Annotated in this window: 12 protein-coding genes and 1 pseudogene; 11 read left to right on the top strand and 2 right to left on the bottom strand. The window is 57.4% G+C overall.

From position 1 onward, the window contains the following. Positions 1–173: 173 nt before the first annotated feature. Positions 174–1,430: a DNA/RNA non-specific endonuclease gene (locus CJZ86_RS06510; protein WP_094585141.1), complete on the bottom strand. Its 1,257-nt coding sequence runs from the start codon at positions 1,428–1,430 to the stop codon at positions 174–176. A 166-nt stretch (positions 1,431–1,596) separates the two neighbouring features. Beyond that, positions 1,597–2,688, bottom strand: coding sequence for a DUF3616 domain-containing protein (locus CJZ86_RS06505; RefSeq protein ID WP_094585140.1), 1,092 nt, complete (start codon positions 2,686–2,688; stop codon positions 1,597–1,599). 712 nt (positions 2,689–3,400) lie between these two features. Here CJZ86_RS06505 and CJZ86_RS06500 point away from each other — a divergent pair. The 11 genes and pseudogenes from CJZ86_RS06500 to CJZ86_RS06450 all read left to right on the top strand — a co-directional run bounded on the left by CJZ86_RS06500 (position 3,401) and on the right by CJZ86_RS06450 (position 15,416). Continuing rightward, positions 3,401–3,772, top strand: a complete 372-nt coding sequence (locus CJZ86_RS06500; protein ID WP_094585139.1) for an AbrB family transcriptional regulator — start codon at positions 3,401–3,403, stop codon at positions 3,770–3,772. 670 nt (positions 3,773–4,442) lie between these two features. Further along, on the top strand, positions 4,443–5,261 hold the full coding sequence (locus tag CJZ86_RS16570; protein WP_233133879.1) for a hypothetical protein: 819 nt from the start codon (positions 4,443–4,445) through the stop codon (positions 5,259–5,261). 848 nt (positions 5,262–6,109) lie between these two features. Continuing rightward, a complete protein-coding gene (locus CJZ86_RS16565) occupies positions 6,110–6,847 on the top strand; it encodes a hypothetical protein (RefSeq protein WP_143594064.1) in 738 nt (245 codons plus the stop codon). Next, positions 6,847–7,863, top strand: a complete 1,017-nt coding sequence (locus CJZ86_RS06485; RefSeq protein WP_094585136.1) for a pentapeptide repeat-containing protein — start codon at positions 6,847–6,849, stop codon at positions 7,861–7,863. Before CJZ86_RS16565 ends, CJZ86_RS06485 begins: the two co-directional genes overlap by 1 nt. Positions 7,864–8,778: 915 nt before the next feature. Continuing rightward, positions 8,779–9,138: pseudogene (locus tag CJZ86_RS17290) on the top strand (AbrB family transcriptional regulator); the annotation flags it as partial. Continuing rightward, positions 9,139–10,152 (top strand): alpha/beta hydrolase, encoded by a 1,014-nt coding sequence (locus CJZ86_RS17285; protein WP_353615215.1) that lies wholly within the window; start codon positions 9,139–9,141, stop codon positions 10,150–10,152. Between the two features lie 287 nt (positions 10,153–10,439). Next, a complete protein-coding gene (locus CJZ86_RS06475) occupies positions 10,440–10,946 on the top strand; it encodes a hypothetical protein (RefSeq protein WP_094585134.1) in 507 nt (168 codons plus the stop codon). 312 nt (positions 10,947–11,258) lie between these two features. After that, positions 11,259–11,771, top strand: coding sequence for an SLOG cluster 4 domain-containing protein (locus CJZ86_RS06465; protein ID WP_094585133.1), 513 nt, complete (start codon positions 11,259–11,261; stop codon positions 11,769–11,771). A 23-nt stretch (positions 11,772–11,794) separates the two neighbouring features. Further along, entirely contained in the window at positions 11,795–12,022 is a 228-nt protein-coding gene (locus CJZ86_RS06460) for a DUF1651 domain-containing protein (protein WP_233133878.1), read from the top strand. A 663-nt stretch (positions 12,023–12,685) separates the two neighbouring features. After that, positions 12,686–13,933: a site-specific integrase gene (locus CJZ86_RS06455; protein ID WP_233133877.1), complete on the top strand. Its 1,248-nt coding sequence runs from the start codon at positions 12,686–12,688 to the stop codon at positions 13,931–13,933. A gap of 772 nt (positions 13,934–14,705) precedes the next feature. After that, entirely contained in the window at positions 14,706–15,416 is a 711-nt protein-coding gene (locus tag CJZ86_RS06450; protein ID WP_143594063.1) for a hypothetical protein, read from the top strand. Positions 15,417–17,509: the final 2,093 nt, after the last annotated feature.

Genomic DNA, 17,509 nt, shown 5'->3' with positions numbered 1-17,509 from the left:
TAGATCTAGGACCTGCTAGAAATTTGGCGCCCCTGCCGCAGTTCAGGTGTCAGTTACCAAAAATGTTGAATGGACGGAGAAATCAGGAGACGATGGATTTACCAACAAACCATCCTGCCAGCGAGCCATGCCGTAACATACGCCGGAAATAATCGTAGAACTTCATCTATTGCCTACATCACTTCCAACGTGTTTCGTGGCGCCAAAAAATGCACTGGTTTGCCTGGCGACACCATCTTCTTCGTATAGTTCACCCAGTCAATCCGCTCGTTGGCAGCGTTGAAGAGCTTGATCACTCCACCCTTATTTGCTAGCTTAAGTGGCTCAAGGCCTTTGAGGACAAGGGATTCTCCAGGGCTTAGAGAACGAGAGGCTGCATCAGCAATAATGGAATCTATGAGAATCTCATTGTCGGACTTATCACAGAGCTTCCAGCCCGTTAGATCCACCGTCTCACTTCCCAAGTTAATTAATGAGACCCACTCATTACCTGCATCATCACCGGGAGGGTCAGGCATGGCAACAGCGATAAAGATATCAACAATATCGTCCAAAACCGTCTGCCGCTTGTCCCCTGCTGCGATGAGGTCTTGAGGCTTAGCAACTTCTATCTCTTCTGGGAGGATGATGACATTCTCTTCTGGGGTTGTATTGGTGTCGGAGAAGTATAGTGGATTTGCTTGAAAGATCGAGTCTTCGAACATTAACCCTGTTTTCTCTTCGATCTCGGTGATAGTGACCTGATAGGTTTGGTTGTCATATCTATTGCGTCCGCTCTTGTCAGCTAATGCCTTCGCGTCTTGATACATGATAAAGGCACGAACGTCTAGCTTGTCAGTTTCCTTGTTAATGAAGCAAACTATTTTGAAGAACCCAGCAGGAACTAGCGCGATCTGCCGACCAGACGGGCTAACAGTCCGATCATAGCTTCCATAAATTGGACCGCACATGGATGTTATTCTCCCATCTTTGTCCAAATCTAGTTGATGAACCCAGTCTTCCAGTCCTAACCATTCATCCTGATTTAGATTTGCATGCTGAAGGGTGCTATTGGAATAATAGAATGTTTCGTCCGATGCATACTGTGCATCTCTTGCTGTACCTCCCCATGCGGCGGAAGCCCGACGTGCCATGTGCCCCTTGTCCCATGGATTCTTCTCGTAGTAGTCATTGTCAAGCTGATGAGTTACCCCGATCCTTGGGTCAATACGCCAGTTGTTCTTTCTCTTTGTCTCCTTTAGCTGTCCTTGGTCGATGTTCAGGCATACAATCACTGGCGATCGCTTGCCTGGCGAGCCATTCATGACAACGGAATAGTTCGGATAATGAAAGACCTTCCCCTTGCGTAAAAGTTCCGCGGTTAGTTCAGTTCTGAACTTAGGGATGGGCAGCACAATTCCGGAGAGAAAAGACTCGTCGTAGCCAGTCATGAAACGCTCTCAACAGTTAAGTATGCCGATGCTACGAATTCAACTTTAAGAGCCTGTTAATCGCTACACATCTTTACGTGTTCTCCGCTCGTAGGAAGGAGCCCAGTCAATGTAGTGCCCGGGATAGGCAAGCTTGCCCAGTGAATTACTTCTATGTCGAGCCGAATCATTCCGGCAACACAAAGCCATCGAGGCGGGTTCTGGCACCCTTTCCCTTCCGACGAGCCTTGGTGGGGTCGTCATAGGCCACCCAAGCCAGCAGACGGCCACCATGTGGTTGCACCTCCAAGCCTTCTGGCTTGTCACTGCCCTCTTTGGCTTTACCGGAACGCCCATCACGGATCCACAGCAGAGGCTCCACCGTCTCCAGAGTGATGACGTCCGGATCGGGCTCCTTCCTGGCTGCACTGAGAGCCTTTCCCCAGCGGTAGATAAAACAGGGGCCCACCTGGGTCATCGTCGGCCCAGCGAGGATCAAGACGTCGTCACTTCCTGGCACCACGGCTAGATCGCGTACCGCCAGGCCGCCGATGGAGAGGTAGCGGACGTGATGGTCGTCCAGGGTGAGTGTGGGACCATCGCCATCAAGCCCGCCCATCTGCAGGTCGAGCACCAGGGCGATACCCCGCAGGATCGGCCCCCGCAGCCCAACCAGCACCCGGGAGCCACGGGCGGCGATACCTTCGATGTCGAGACCGTTTTCCTTGCTGGGGGTCGAAAGGAACGGAGAGATGAGCGGATCATCTTCCAGGGCGTGGGTAAGGGCGTCACAGCGCGCCTCCGAATCGAAAGCCAATCGCTGCCCTGCCACCGGCTGTCCGTTTTCATCCAAGCGCAGGCAGCCGAGCACATGAGCGTTGGTGCTCTGCTTCTTCTTGCTGTATAGCCTTAGCGGGTTCTCGTTCTCGTCGTGCTTGCGGCGCCGCAGGCTGTGAGAGCCCACCAACCAGAGCCGATCACCATCGAAGGCCAGACCCTCGATATCCGATTCGCCATCTTCATCGTCATCGCCGTCGGCTAGGCCATAATCCTTGAGATCCACCTCGATGGGGTCGCCATAGTGCTCCTCACCGACATCCTTCAACTGATAAAGACTGTTTCCTTCATCGCCACCCAGCCAGAGATCTCCGTTACGCGATGCCAGCGCGGAGAGGTTCCCCAGAAACTTCTCTTGATCCTTGTCCCCCGAGACGCCCAACTCAAGGACCCGCTGGACAGCACTGCTGGCTAGGGGCAGGTCTGCTTCCGTAAGGGCCATGGGCTGACGTCAGATCTCCCCTATTTGCTAGTGCTTCTTACGGAACTGTCAACAGCTGGTCTTTCTCAGCGCGTGCTTCAGGTGGACTGGGCCTTCTGGACAGGGCCCATCGTTGTCCTCTGAGGCGGGCTACCTCCCTGATAGGGAGACTTCACCCGTAGAGCAAACGTCACCCTCCCCCAGCCACTTGTTCAAGCCCAAGGTTGCTATGGAGGCGATCAGGGTTCGCAAGACGCTCCAAGAGATCGCGGCCGACCAGTCGGTGCGCCCAATCGAAGTGAGGCTGAGGAGGAAGCTATCCGTTGATGCAACGCTGGAACGTCCTCGGGGGTGTGGGGGGTGGGGACCCGCACAGCTGGTTAACCACGATGATCGGCCCCGCCAGCTGCCCCTCCCGCATCCCCTACTCAGCCGCGCCATCTCAGCCCACTCACCCGAGTACGAACCCGGGACCTCTTGAGGTTCATCACTGTTTGCCAGTCCCCCGACATCGCCAGACTCCCCCGAGCACACTCACCCCTATGCCCAGCTCAGCCTGAGCAAGATCGCTCTACTGGCGACTGTCATTTCCCAGAGAGAAAGTTCTCGGGGTAGCACCAGCTCCAGAGACCCTCGAGAGTTCGCATGCATAGGGACGGCCATCCGCACAATCTTCTCAGGCTTGCGTGGTTCATCCAGGACGTTACCTTGCCTCTATAGACGCCTTAGATTCATGCCCCTCACAGGATCCGATCTCCTCGCCAAAGTCAAGGAGCTCGGCGATGCCTCCAAATCCGACCTGGTTCGAGCCGCCGGCTATATCAGCACCAAGAAGGATGGCTGCGAACGGCTGAACTTCACTGCCTTCTACGAGGCCCTGCTGGAGGCCAAGGGTGTCAGCCTTGGCGACGGTGGCGTCAACGGCAAAGGCAGGGGAGGCCGCCGCCTGAGCTACATCGCCACGGTGCAGGGCAACGGCAACCTGCTGGTGGGCAAGGCTTACACCGCCATGCTCGATCTCAAGCCAGGCGATGAGTTCGAGATCAAGCTCGGGCGGAAACAGATCCGGCTGATTCCTGTTGGCGGAGCCGATGAGGACGAGTGAGACGTGGCCGATGAGGTTTTAGGTCCACATGGAGGGTGTCAATTCATCATCGTCATGGTGACTCACCACTCTGATCAGATGATGAGCGCCTAATCCCCACAAGTGTCTCCTTGACCACTGAAGTCCCAATCCACCCCCGAGACCTTCGGAATGGAGCAGGCCAAGGTCCGCCCACCTTCCTCGGGGGAGAGCGACTCCTCTGGCCCGCCAGTGAAGACAGGGACGTGCTCGCCGGTCTCGGTGTCGATGCGTTCGAGGGGCCAGCCATCAGCATCGAAGTGCCAAAGGTAGCGGGTCATGGTGGTGGAGTGGGAGGACTGGTTACAGGGTTCCCGTGGCCGGACAGGGACAAGGTTCATTTCCCTTCCTGCCCCCCTTCCCCCAGCACACGATCTCACTGACCAAAGGGCCTGGGCATCGGTCGCTGGCAAGCTATGGCAGGGCGGACAGGTGAGGCCAGCTTGGCTCTCACCAGCCCAAACTTCATCAGGGCCAGCCCGGACATGCCTGATATCGCATCATTACGCATTTCGAGCTGCTATATGTTGAACCTGGCTGGTAGCATGTATCTCATAGTGACCTTCTATTGCTGAGTATGGCTGCGCGAACGCCTAGAACAGGAGGGGCTAACGATGGTGTCATTAACTATAATCAAGAACGACTGACGAGGGTGCAGCTCTATCAAAGAGATCTCCATGACCCTGGTCGATCGCTAGAGCCTCAGCTGAGATTCGACTGTTATGAAGCAATCACAGAGTGGCTTGATGAGCAGGACGGCGTAATTGGTTGTCAATATCATCTCTGGGAGCAGCAGATCCTAGATCGACTTGGTAGATTGCAATTCTGCAACTTTGTGGTCAATGGTGAAGACTGGATGAAGCCTGACTCCAAGGATCCCGATAAGAGGAATAGAGTTCTTCTCGCATACTCTGCAATGAAGGCATTCCCAAATGCAATCGACGAGTTCATAGGTGAGTTCCTTGATGCGGGCAACCCCGAACTAGCTGACAATGAAGCGATTCATCAATTTCTTCTGGAGTGCATTAAGTCACCAGTTTATGTATTTTACTATCTTCCTGCTGGACTTAGATACCCTGCGCTAATGCACCATAAGTTTATGATAGGCATTAAGCATAACGACCCGAATGGACTGCCGCTAAATGACCATTTACTTCGCTTATCCAATCCAAGTCAGATCGCAGATGCCAATGGTAGGCGCAGCATTTCTGAACTAGTGGATAGGCTAGAATTGTCAGCAATATACGGCAGCTTCAACCTCGCTCCATCGGCATCACAGAATCTAGAAAGTATTCTAGTCTTTCGTCAGAATAGACAGCTGTGCACTGAACTGATTCGGGAATGGATGAGAGCACGTGCTCAATCAGTGCCTTATGGTTACTTCTTTGAAGGAAGTGACGTCGATTGGTATCATGCAAACGTGGATCAGACTATTGTCTGGGACCAGGAGGTCATAAACGAACAACAATGATGGACATTCAGATGATGTCCTTTTTCTAGATATGGTCCATCTTCAACTTCAGAGGCTGGTTGCCGCCTCTCACATAGGCTCCCACACATGAGCAAACGCCTCACCCACAGCCCCGAGTACAAGGCTAAGGGCCCCATGGAAGCGATATGTGGCCGCAAGACGCTCCAAGAGATCGCCGCCGACAATCCTATCTATAGTTTTACCTTCCCTGGGCTCCCATGGTTAACCAACTGCTGCGTCCACTGGGTAAGAGCTGGTGAACAGGCCCGCTAGGTACGGCTGCCCCCCGAGAACGTTGGATCAGGCCAGTGCCCTTGGGCCAGTAGTGGAAGCCTGAGAGTAGGTGCAATCAGCAGGACGCCCTCATCGAGATGCTCCGGCGGATCAAGCGTGACCGACCGATCAGTGTCAGTCGGGCCTTGGGTTGGCGATGAATGGGACGTGAGGTCTTGGGACAGTGACTGACAGGAAGGATTACGACCCTTCCGCCCACGGAGTGGGGACCGGCCTGTCGAAGGATAATCCAGGCCTGGCTTCTCGTGATCTCGGGTTCCTGGAGGCCATGTGAGCGAATTATGGCTTCCCTGATGGACGTATCGAACTGGCGGTGCTGTCCGACTCCTCCCCCGGGGGGCGCCCTGAGGAAACCATGAACTAACTAGCGGCAAACCAAAGCCAGGCATGTGGCCGATGGTGAAGGAGGGCTCCTCACCCTGATCGGGGAAAGTTATCGTGGAAGGAAGGTGCTAATGTTGGGTTATAGATAAAGAATCCACGGATCTTGACGAAAACTCCAGACCATTCGATGAGACTAGCACTCCTTCTTAAAACCATCAAGCATAATTAACATGCTATTTAGAAAGAAATGCACAAGGCATAAGGTCAATATCAATAACTTCCATCCTGACTGCCTTAACATTGAGGTGTATGCAGAAATACCGGAAGCACCGCAGGGCAACGCCAAGATCTACCTTTCACTTTCGTTTTTTGAACAAGAACACATCCTCGCAGGAGGGTTTCCAGTTGTCTTTAGCTTAAGAGCAGGCGTGCTTCGCATCATCTTTAACAACGCTGGAATGGCATTGAAAGATCGCAGGCTATGCGGGGAGTTGGTACGTTCGAGGACAGAAGAAGTCTCATCTGAAAGCGCTAGTGAGCAACAATTTACGTTGGGATATTCAAGTGGCACCAAAGCGGGCGCAAAGCACGCTACGAAAGATACGAAGAAATCAGCTGCAATATTCAACACTATTTCCTGCTCTGGTTCAGCTGATAAGCCAGCATGGGTATTCCGAAGCCTAGACCCATTGAAAACTCCTCTTCTTGGAACTATACAAGAAGAGGAACTAGGGTCAGTTTCCATCCATTCGGAGAATTGGGAAGCCATTTTATCCTTTGAATTTATGCCAAAGGATCTTTTCGTTCGCGGCTCTGGTGCAATTTGGCCTCCAATAGAAATGGAACGCAACAAGCTCGCCGTTATAGACTTACTCTTGGTCAAGAAGCTATTAGAAATGGACAAAGTGATATCTCCATTGAGCTGCGGCAAGTTTTCAGCAGGCTTCACCGCCGGAGAGCAGGAATAATGGTTATCGGATCTCCCGAAAGCGATGATAGTGATCTCGAGACCAAGATAGCGGCAGTTCTTTCGGCCGACACCTCCGATCTTATCGAGCTCGCCATAATTGCTGGTTTGAATCCCAGAGTGGATTTTGCTGGGGCTTTCTTACGTCAGATAGATCTCCATTGCTCTGACTTGTCAGACGCTGATTTTCATGATGCCGATCTTGGCGAGACCAACCTCAAAGGTGCCAACCTCAGGGGAGCAAATCTAAGGGGCACCAGCCTTAAATTTGCCAAGCTCAGAGGCGCCGACCTCAGTGGTGCCGACCTCAGCTGGGCCGACCTTGAGGGGGCCACAATTTGGAACGACAGTTTAGATTGGGAAACTCCTTATCGCTCACCCCTGATCCTCCTCGAAGTCAACCTCTTCGAGGCGAATCTCCACGGGGTCAACCTCCACGGGGCCAACATGAGCGGTTCCAGCCTTAAGTTGGCAAGGCTCCGTGAGGCCGATCTCAGTTGGGCCGACCTTACCAAGGCCGACCTCACTATGGCCGACCTCAGCAAGGCCAAACTCATCGGTACAACCCTCCGCTCAGCAACGCTCTTCGAGGCCAAAATCATTGAAGCCGACCTCAGCGGGGCCAAAATCAATGGGGCCAAACTCAAAGAGGCCCACATTCTGGAGTCCGACCTCAGTGGGGCCAACCTCAGTTGGGCCGACCTCAGCAAGGCCGCGCTCCGTGGGTCCAAGCTCAACGAGGCTAACCTCAGCTGGGCCGACCTCACCATGGCCGACCTCAGCAAGGCAAATCTCAATGGGGCCAACCTCCGCGGGGCCGACCTAAGCGGGACCAACCTCAGCCAAGCCATGCTTTCAAGGGTAGATATGTCAGATATTGATCTATCTACAGCTTCTGTCGATGGGACTGTCTTTTGTGACAATAAGGGGGTTTCCGAATCTACAAGGATGAACCTGCGGGCCAGGGGAGCAATTTTCGCCGACAACCCGGAGTCAAATGTTCCTGTTTTTTCTTGAGGTTATGTCATTCCATGATCCGACCGGTCCGAGCGAAGCAGCCTTCCACTGCAATGTCACATACCAGTCATCAGCTGAAACGACAAGGACATGAATTCCAATCCCTACCACAGTCAAGAGCACTCTTGACCGAGTCACCTGGCATCTCAGAGTTTGTTTCCCGTAGAGCTCCTGCTCCCTGAGCCGTATCGATATGGATCTCACTCAGCCTTGGCTGCACAGGTAAGGGTCGCTCTTGCCTTCATGAAACCGCTGTCGTCTGCTCCTGCTCAGATCGCCAGAACCGAAGCAACTTCAGCAGGTTGTGGGTTGTCGCCATCAGTTGCCATTTAGCTTCGACCATTAAGGTGTTCTGGTTTTTCTAGACAGGCCCCATCGTTAACCTGTTAGGCGGGGCACCGCCCCTGATAGGGGGCTCCCACCCATGAGCAAACGCCGCACTAATCGCCCCGAGTTCAAGGCCAGGGTCGCTATGGAGGCGATTAGTGGTTGCGAGCACCAGATACCAGATCTTCCATTTCGATCGGTTCTGCAGTTCACCTCGTGAGCTTTGGTGGGCAGACTCAAGGCAGACGAGATCCTGATCAGCTGGTGGGGCCGTAGACGCTGCTACGACACATCTTGTTGGAGAGGCTGTGGCGCAGCGTCAATTCAAAGGAGGTGTACCTGCGTGCATACAGCGATGGCTGGGAAACCGAGATCAGCCTCGCCCGCATCCTCTGGAGGTATTCCCGTGTAAGACACCTCAACTCTCCTGGGGCATAACTCCCCATGAGGTCTACACTGGGATCAATCTCTGCTCCTTCCGCCCGGAGTTAACGATGCCAGGGGCCGAATCTGTCCAATTAAAGTCATCTACCTCGTTACCCAGGATTTTACGATCTCTCTTTGAGTAGCATACCGCCTGAACACATGATGCTCACTGGATCCGATCTACTCGCAAAAGTCAAAGAGCTTGGTGATGTATCCAAGTCGGAACTGGTTCGCTCGACTGGCTACGTCATCACGAAGAAGGATGGAAGCAAGCGACTAAACTTCACTGCCTTCTATGAAGCTTTGTTGAAGGCCAAGGGTGTGAGGCTTGGTGAAAGTGGTGGCAAGACTGCCACTATTAGGAGCGGAACCAAGCTCAGTTTCGTTGCAACTGTTCAGGGAAATGGCAATCTGTTGATTGGCAAGGCTTACACCAACTTACTGGGCCTCAAGCCAGGCGATCAGGTTGAGATCAAGTTGAGCCGCAAGCAGATCTTGTTAGTTCCTGTGCAGGCCGAAGAAATGGGTGAACTGAAGCCAGTATCACCCTCTATGAGCGACCGAGTGGTGCCGGTCTGGTTCGCTACAGACCGAAGGCCAGAGGGCGAAACGTTTGGAAATGAACGGCACAATTACACATCATATGGGCGGGTACTGGTTCATGTGCCAGAGGCCCATCGCTTCGGGGAGACGGGCAGCAACCTCTGGCGGCGGTTGCGACGATTCGATCTGCGTGACGATCGTCTCCGCCTGCAGGCAGTGGAAAGCCGCGAGCATGACGCCTTTTTCAGCGAAATCCGCGCTGCCATGGAAAGCGTCCGTGAGGAAGGCGAGGTCCCCCATGCCCTGCTCTATCTGCACGGCTTCAATGTCAGCTTCCAGGAGGCGGCCATCCGCGCGGCCCAGCTTGATGAGGACCTCAAGGTGTCCGGCGCCACGGCGTTCTTCAGCTGGCCCTCGCGCGGCAGCATCTCCGCCTATCCCGCCGATGAGGCCACTATCGAGGCCAGTGAGCCGGCAATCACAAACTTCCTAATCGATTTCACCCGCCACTGCGGTGCAGAGAAGGTGCACTTGATCGCTCACAGCATGGGCAACCGCGGCCTGCTGCGTTCGCTTCAGCGCATCGCTGCGAACACGGAGTCTCGATCAGATGTAAAGTTCGGCCAGATCTTCCTTGCCGCTCCTGATGTGGACCGGGATCTCTTCCTCAGTCTGGCTAATCTTTATTCCCAATTCTGCGACCGAACTACTCTCTATGCATCAAGGGCGGATAGGGCGCTGGCGATCTCGTCCTTATTGCATAATGCCCCACGGGCTGGTTACTATGCACCCTACACAATAGCCGCAGGGATTGACACTGTGGTAGTGCCAGAATTCAATATCGATTTCATCGGGCATAGCTACTATGCTGAAGCCGAGGCTCTTTTGTATGACATCCAAAACCTGATGCGATTCAATGCCTCACCGCAAGAGCGTCTGCGCATAGCAAGGATAGAGCATGAGAGCGAGCAGTTATGGAAGTTCAATCGCTGAAACAGGGCGAGAATGTCATAGCGACTCTCAAAGGAGATTGTTGCCTGATATACCTAGACACTTCAAGAACTGCAGCGCCAAGCAAGTCCATCAGAGGCTTTGGCCTGCCATATTCGTCGACTATTCCACGCTTTCTACATACCCAAGTATCCACCACGCTCCCTGCCCGCCCCCAGGATATCCGTTCCAGGAGACTCTTTTAATGGCCCTGAAGCATTCCTCATCAGCTCTAGATACATGAAGGCGTCTCTCAGGGTGATGCGTTTCCCCCGAGTGGCGAGCTCAACATGACGGATCTCGACGCGTTCCTCCGCTGGAACTCCGGCCACCTGTTGGAGAATCGCACCCGTGGTGCCTATGCCGAGTGGCTTGTGCACCGTGCTCTCGGCTTCGATCCTGGTCAGCACCGTGTCGAGTGGGCTGAGGTGGATGTGACGTTCAGCTCCATCACCTTGGAGGTGAAGTCGGCCGCCTTCGTCCAGTCCTGGCAGCAGGCGCGCCCGAGCACGATCAGCTTCCCGATCGAGCCGCGAGCAGCGACCGGCTATGTCTTCTGCCTATTGGCAGAGCAGGACCCCTCGCTGGTGAATCCACAAGACCTGAGCCAATGGCTCTTCTGGGTGGTGCCCACAGCCAAGCTCCATCGCGACCGCCGTTCGATCGGGCTCCAAGCCCTGATTCGGACCTATGGGGATGGCCTCCGCTTCGAGGAACTCGCGAACCGCATCGAGGCGCTCCGCCCAGCCCTTCCGGAAGGATCCCGTGCAGCAGCAGAGATGGATCTCCCATGCTAGTACGGGTGTACTTGCAGAGGGCTCCCATGGGGTACCACCCACGCAGTTCCACCTCGCGAGCAGGTGGCTCCCTTGAGCAGTCAATTGAGGAGTGGTCCTCTATCTGGATCAGGAGGTCCTGCAGAGCAGCCGCAGCCGCAAGGTCTGCATGACCTGCCACTGGTTTCGCCACCACACGGGACCGAACTGCATCCCGTTGCTTACCTGCCAGTTGCACCAGGGCCTGCTCACCCATGGGGAGCACCTCACCCGGTGCTGCCAGGGTTGGACTGAGGACATGACACGCCGGCGGGGCTGGTGCCCGGAGGTGGCATGAGCAACCGGCGCGCGGTGGTGGGCGTGATGGGTGCCGGAGTGGGCGCCTCCGCTGAGGCTGTGGCCCTGGCCGAGGAGCTGGGGGAGTGCATCAGCCGCAAGGGTTGGGTGCTGCTCACCGGTGGTCGCCCGGCGGGGGTGATGGCGGCGGCCAGCCGCGGCGCGGCGCGGGTGGACGGGCATTTGGTTGTGGGGGTGTTGCCCGATGAAGGCAACGGCGACGAGTCGCAAAACACGGCGGACCTGGATCTGGCCCTGTTCACCGACATGGGCAAGGCCCGCAATGTGATCAACGTTCTCAGCTCCGATGTGGTGGTGGTCTGCGGGAGCGGAGGCTCCGGCACGGCCTCAGAAGCCGCCCATTCGCTCAATGCGGGCAGGCCGCTGGTTCTGCTGGCGGTGCTGGTGTTGTGGAGGGACTTCTTCTGCTCGCTCGGAGGGGGGGTGGAGTGCGCCGGGGACGTGGAGGAGTGCTGCCGGTTGATCGAGGCCAGGCTCCGCAAGGCATGAGCCAGCGTGAGCTGCGTGTCCCCTTGACCCCCAAAGAGGGCTGGCTGATCCATGGCCGCCAGGTCCTGCGCTTTCGCCCGACCCGCTGGGAGCATTGGATCCAACTTCTGGAGATCACCAGCGGCGAGCTGCTCCCCGATCAGGAGATCCCCCTGCTGAAATCACGCCGGGAGCTGAGCCGGGCTGAGGCCCTGAAGCTCTGGGGTGAGAAGCGCCAGGCGGGCTGGACGCCATGCGGCCCCAAGTGGTGATCTGGCTCCCTCAAAGCCTTGCTCATACCGCCTCTTTAGGCTTGCCGTACTGACAACCAAGGCAGGCGGATCTATCAATGAATCAGAGGCCATGACCAGGGCAGCGCGAGCCAGACCCTGCAACCGGCCCAAGGGCGCTAGATACGGGGCGCCCTTCTCATTGGGGACCAGTGGAAGAAACAGCTGCTGGAGGGTGCCCCCCCGAGGACGCATCTGCCGGGCCTTTACTCGTTGCCTGAAGCCTTCCATCAGTTGCCTGCGCCTGCAGTGGCGTCCTGAGGTATGACGACCTCAGGGGGAGTCCGTTCCAAGAGAAGCTCAGAAAAAGTGACTTGCGGCTGGCGTCATCCCTTGACAGTCGCTTGATCAGGACAGGGCCTGCCTGTATCAACGGACCAGGAAGTGCCAGTTATCAATGGTTTTTCAACCAGTGGCCTTGGCCAATCCCTGAAAAGTCAATCGGGGCGACAGGATTCGAACCTGCGACCTAGTGCTCCCAAAGCGACAGAACTGCAACTGCTCCCATCTGTTCCCAAGTGCTCTGATCTGCTTTGCCGCTTGTCATAGCATAGGATCTGGGCATTCTTGCTCGGGACGCGACTGCTCAGGAGTGCTCGCTTCTGCTCCGTTCCGTCCAACCCCTGTCCAACCGCTGACCAACCGGTGGCCAACCATGCACCTACTGAAGCGACGTGGGAGACCCGTGTTCGGGCCCATTTGCGGAAGCACCTGCCCGCTCGATGCAACCTCGGTCCCGACAAAACCGGCCAGGCACGTTTGCAACAGCGATTCGTCAAAGAGGACGGGCGGATCAAAAGCGTTTCGGTCCCACTTCCCTACGCCTGGTCCCACGAGAACGAGCACGATCTGATCCAGCGACTACGGGTGATCGCGAATTACATGGCCCAGGGGGAGGAGCTTCGATCTGCAGCGACCCTCGCCAACGGGGCTAGCAGCGAAGCGTCTTACAACTGGCCGGCTATAGCCGCCGCGTTTGAGAAGCACAAGAGGGAGCACGGTGCTGGGGTCAGTGAAACGACCTGGCGAATGAAATACGCTCCCGTTGTTTGGCGCATGGTAGATCTGATGCAGGGTCAGGGAGCACCAGCCAATAGTCCCAACCTGTTAGAAGCGGCCGTCCGTCAATGGGATCTGGGTAGCCGTAGTCGCCAGATCGCAACCCAGAACGGTGCTGCCTTTCTCCGCTATGCGGTCGAGCGGCAGGGTGTCAGCGCAAGGACCTGGGCGCCCCCGCACAACCTCGCTACGGTCGTGGGACGTCGGGCCCCCACTCGCGAACAGTTTGCTCTTTCCGACGGCCAGGTCATACGGCTGGCGCAGGCTTTGCAGTCAATCGGCAGCGATGAAGCCAACCGGTGGGCATTTGCGGTACAGCTCTGCGCTGTCTACGGGCTGAGGCCAACCGAGTTGTTCCATCTCCGTTTTAAGGGTGATCAACTCTGGTGCGACTACCGCAAGAAGTCAGGGGGCGGGACCACCAGGCCCAGGCAGTTGCTCGCTGCGCCGGTGCTCGATCTTGACGGAACCCCCATGGTATGGCGATTGGAGGAGAGGCTTCGAGGCGGTGAGCGGCTACCCCAGGTCGTCGATCCGTGCCTCGCTGGCGATCGGATGGGAAGGTTCCTTAGGCGCCAGGTGATCTGGCAACAGCTATGCGAGGAAGCGGATCACCTGGGAGAGGAGCTGGTTCCCTACTCACTGCGCCACCACTACTCCGCCACCTGTCACCGGAACAACGTGCCGCCGAAGTACATCGCTGAGGCGATGGGTCACTCGCTGGAGACCCACTTGCGCCGCTACGCACGGTTCGTCAGCCACGGAGCAGCGGCAGCGGCATTCGAGGCTGCGTTCGGGGGAGAGAAAACCGAACAGGATGCGCAAAAGTGTTGAGGGGTGCTCTAAGGTGTTCTCAATAGCGGATGACCTGCGCTTGTCATTCTGCGGTCAGTCGGTTGGGTGGAAGCTCTCCGGTTGGTCAGCCATCACCCAAAAGCCCGCGATCGGAGCTTGCACCGCGCTGCAGGTCGGCCTTCCAGCCGAGGAACAATCCCACAGGCACTTAAAGCGAGATCACTTACAAACCACTGCTAGCTATTGAGCTTGGCGGTGATCTCTTCTTTATGCCATGAGCACCACTACAGAGTGGCTGACTTCCACCGAGATCGCTCGGCGGTTCAGGATCAGCCGTAACCGATTTATCGAACTGCGCCGCGCTGGCGTTTTCTTGGCTGGAGAGCACTTCATCCTCCAGGGACGTCGAACTACATGGGACGTTGCCGCGACTGAGAAAGCCTTGAGAGAGTATGCCCGTAAGCGAAATGAGGCGCTTATCGGCGAAACCTATAAACGGGGGGAGGTTTGATCTGCTTAGCGCTGATTGAGCTGTCGTTTACGAAAGAGTCAAAGCATCGGTTGCCGACGGAAGTCAGGTCCTCGACCCAGATCAGGCAAGGTTGGGACTTACTGAGCTTCTGCTGGCGTCACATTGGGACTGGGGCGGTATGGATTGGCTTGCTGTGATCACTTGGGGATTGGCCCGCCGAGACCTCCATCCTCTCCACCTGATCCAACTCCACTCCTCCATCTGGCGTGATGGCACTGCGACAGCTCGACAGCACCCCGCATACGCGGCATCCTGCTGTCGAGCCAGCACCGCGACACCATGACAGCACCCTCTGACGTGGCGCCCGCCGATGTCTCTATCAGGGACTTGGAGCAGCGATGGGGGATCAGCCGCAACGGCCTCAAGGCCCGCGCCCGCGCTCTCGGGGTCGATCTGATCCGCGTCTCCTCCACCCTCACCACTTGGCCAGGTGCGTTCATCGAGCTCGGGGAGAGGCTCCACGACCATCTCCAGTCGGGACAGCCCATGGGCACCTTCCCTGGTCTGAAACCGGGGCCCGTTGATGGCAGTGCGACTGCAGCGACACCAGCAGACTCCATGGCGATCGTGAAGCCCCCTGGCAGCGACCTGGCGGCCCTGGTGGGGGCGATCAGGGAGGCGGCGTCAGGCCCAGGCTCGGATCCCCTACTGCGGGCTCGGGGGCTGGCTGAGGCTGCCGATAACGCCCTGGTCCTCACCACCACCGATCTGGCAGCCCTCCTGGGTCAGGGGGTGACGTCCTGGCGCAGCGGGCATGAGGCTTACGGCTATCGCTTCGAGCGTCACCACCAGGGCCGTCAGGTGCTGTGGACCGTCGCTCGCGCCATCGCCGTAGGGGCACCCGCTGGAGTGCGCTCCCTTACCGGTGGCCATCCCACAGCCAGCGGAGAACGCCGCGTGGGGTTCGCGGCGGAGGCGTTCATCGACGTCCCCTGGCGGATGACTGATACGACAGGGACCAGGCTGTTCCTGCAGAACCGGATCGGTTGATCAGGTGGGGGGGGGCACCAGTACCTGCAGCATCACGTCGACCTTGACCATGAACGTCTCCACGCCCTCTGGGCCACCCCATGTCTGCCCCTCCTCAACCGGCCCGCCAGCCTCCCTCGCGTGGGGTGCAGAGGTGTGCGCGGCAGAAATGTCTCCGTCCTCGGGATCCCTTTCCTGGCCAGGATTCTGATTTGTGCCACGCAGTGCGGCACAAATGCCTGGGTCGCCCGTCGTGGCACAAATCAAGGCGTCCTCGGGGCCACCGCAGGTCACCCCCTCCTCGACCTGGCCGCCATCCACTCGCGTGCGGGGTGCGAGAGGGTCCGTGTCACAAACGATCTCGTCCTCGGGATCCATTGCTACGACTGACTTCTGATTTGTGACGCGAGGTGCGTCACAAATGCCTGGCTCAGGTGCTGCGTCACAAATCAGGGCGTCCTCGGGGGGCACTCGCTCATTTGTGACGCGCTCGGGGGAAATTGGGTTTGTGACGCGATTCTCACCAGGCCGCGTCACAAATCGAGAAACCTGTGGTGGCAATGAGTCTCGGTTGTCCAAATCAATAAAGACACGGTTCCCCTCTCCCCCCACCCACGCGAGGCCAGTGAGCTTGATGGAGTGGAGGGACCACCCGCCCTCTCTCTCCCCCCGAGCACGTAGCAACCCTTCGGCCCCAAACCATGACGCACATCTCTTGAAGCTTCAGCGCCCGCTCTGAGGCCCCTCAGGGCTTCCATGACCAACCGTTGTGCCTAGCTGCCTTCCCAGCTACCTGGCCGCATTCCTGGACCGTGTAGATGCCTGCTGCGCTGGGTCATCCGCCTCGCTCGGTTCGTTTTCAGTTGGAGGCTGTGACACTTCCTTGACTCCTTGGACCTAACCCCAGGTCACCCTCTCCTCGATCAGGCCGCCCGGCTCGCGTGTGCGGGGTGCGAGACGGTCCGTGGCACAACCGTTTTCGTCCTCGGGATCCGTTGCGGGGACTGGAACGGAGGTTTTGCCATTCTCCGTGGCAAAACCTCCTACCTCTGCAAGCGTGGCAATACCTACGAAGTCCTCGGGGGAGGTTTTGCCACGCTCGGGGTCATAGGGGGTTTTGCCGCGATTCTCACCCCACTGTGGCAAAACCTCGAAAGCTGTGGTGGCCATGAGTCTCGGTTGTCCAAATCAATAAAGACACGGTTCCCCTCTCCCCCCACACACGCGAGGCCAGTGAGCTTGATGGAGTGGAGGGACCACCCGCCCGCCCTCTCCCCCCGAGCACGTAGCAACCCGTCGCCCCCAAACTGTGACGCACATCTCCTGAAGCGTCAGGGGCCGCTCTGATGCCGTCAGGGCCTCCAGAACCACCCTTGATGCCTAAGACAGCCTCCCTGCTGCCTGGCCGCCTTCCTGAGCCGTATGGATGCCTGAGGTGCGGAGTCTTCCGTCATGCCCCGACAATCGTTCTCGGGGGGCAGGGCTGGTCCCTGCATCATTCCTTCGACCTAGACCACGAACGTCTCCAAGCCCTCGGGGCCACCCCAGGTCGCCCCCTCCTCGACCGGGCCTCCATCCTGCCTCGCGTGGGGTGAAGGAGGGTCCGCGCAGAAATCCTCAGCGTCCTCGGGATCCATTGCGGCACCTGGGCTAGAGATTTCTGCGCGGGGTGTGCAGAAATCTCCCTCTCCCTCGCACGCGCAGAAATCTCCACCGTCCTCGGGGAGCACTGTTGGGGATTTCTGCGCGGTTGCCTCCGAAAGGGATTTCTGCGCGATTCTCACTCCGTCGCGCATAAATCGAGAATCCAGTGGGGGCAATGAGTCTCGATTGTCCAAATCAATTTCTGTGGGGTTTCCCCCTCCCCCCGGACACGCGAGGCCGTTGGGTTTGGTGGAGCGACCACCCCCCTTCTCCCCGAGGTGCGTACCACCCCATCAACCCCAGACCAAGGCACCCACCCTGAAGCGTCAGCGACAGTCTTGAGGTGCGGAGCCGTTTGTATCGCTCAGAGCATCGCTCTCGGGAGGCAGCACAGGCCCCTGCTGGATCCCGTCGACCTGGACCGTGAACATCTCCAAGCCCTCGGGGCCACCCCAGGTCTGCCCCTCCTC

The sequence above is a fragment of the Synechococcus sp. BO 8801 genome (assembly GCF_002252675.1).
In the GTDB taxonomy this organism is placed as follows: domain Bacteria; phylum Cyanobacteriota; class Cyanobacteriia; order PCC-6307; family Cyanobiaceae; genus Cyanobium.
This window is presented reverse-complemented; position numbering and strand designations above follow the sequence as displayed.

Bases quoted from the DNA above. Each gene is read 5' to 3' on its own strand.
- CJZ86_RS06450 (WP_143594063.1), top strand. From the start codon at position 14,706: ATGACAGCACCCTCTGACGTGGCGCCCGCCGATGTCTCTATCAGGGAC.
- CJZ86_RS06485 (WP_094585136.1), top strand. From the start codon at position 6,847: ATGGTTATCGGATCTCCCGAAAGCGATGATAGTGATCTCGAGACCAAG.
- CJZ86_RS06475 (WP_094585134.1), top strand. From the start codon at position 10,440: ATGACGGATCTCGACGCGTTCCTCCGCTGGAACTCCGGCCACCTGTTG.
- CJZ86_RS16565 (WP_143594064.1), top strand. From the start codon at position 6,110: ATGCTATTTAGAAAGAAATGCACAAGGCATAAGGTCAATATCAATAAC.
- CJZ86_RS06510 (WP_094585141.1), bottom strand. From the start codon at position 1,430: ATGACTGGCTACGACGAGTCTTTTCTCTCCGGAATTGTGCTGCCCATC.
- CJZ86_RS06465 (WP_094585133.1), top strand. From the start codon at position 11,259: ATGAGCAACCGGCGCGCGGTGGTGGGCGTGATGGGTGCCGGAGTGGGC.
- CJZ86_RS06505 (WP_094585140.1), bottom strand. From the start codon at position 2,688: ATGGCCCTTACGGAAGCAGACCTGCCCCTAGCCAGCAGTGCTGTCCAG.
- CJZ86_RS06500 (WP_094585139.1), top strand. From the start codon at position 3,401: ATGCCCCTCACAGGATCCGATCTCCTCGCCAAAGTCAAGGAGCTCGGC.
- CJZ86_RS17285 (WP_353615215.1), top strand. From the start codon at position 9,139: ATGGGTGAACTGAAGCCAGTATCACCCTCTATGAGCGACCGAGTGGTG.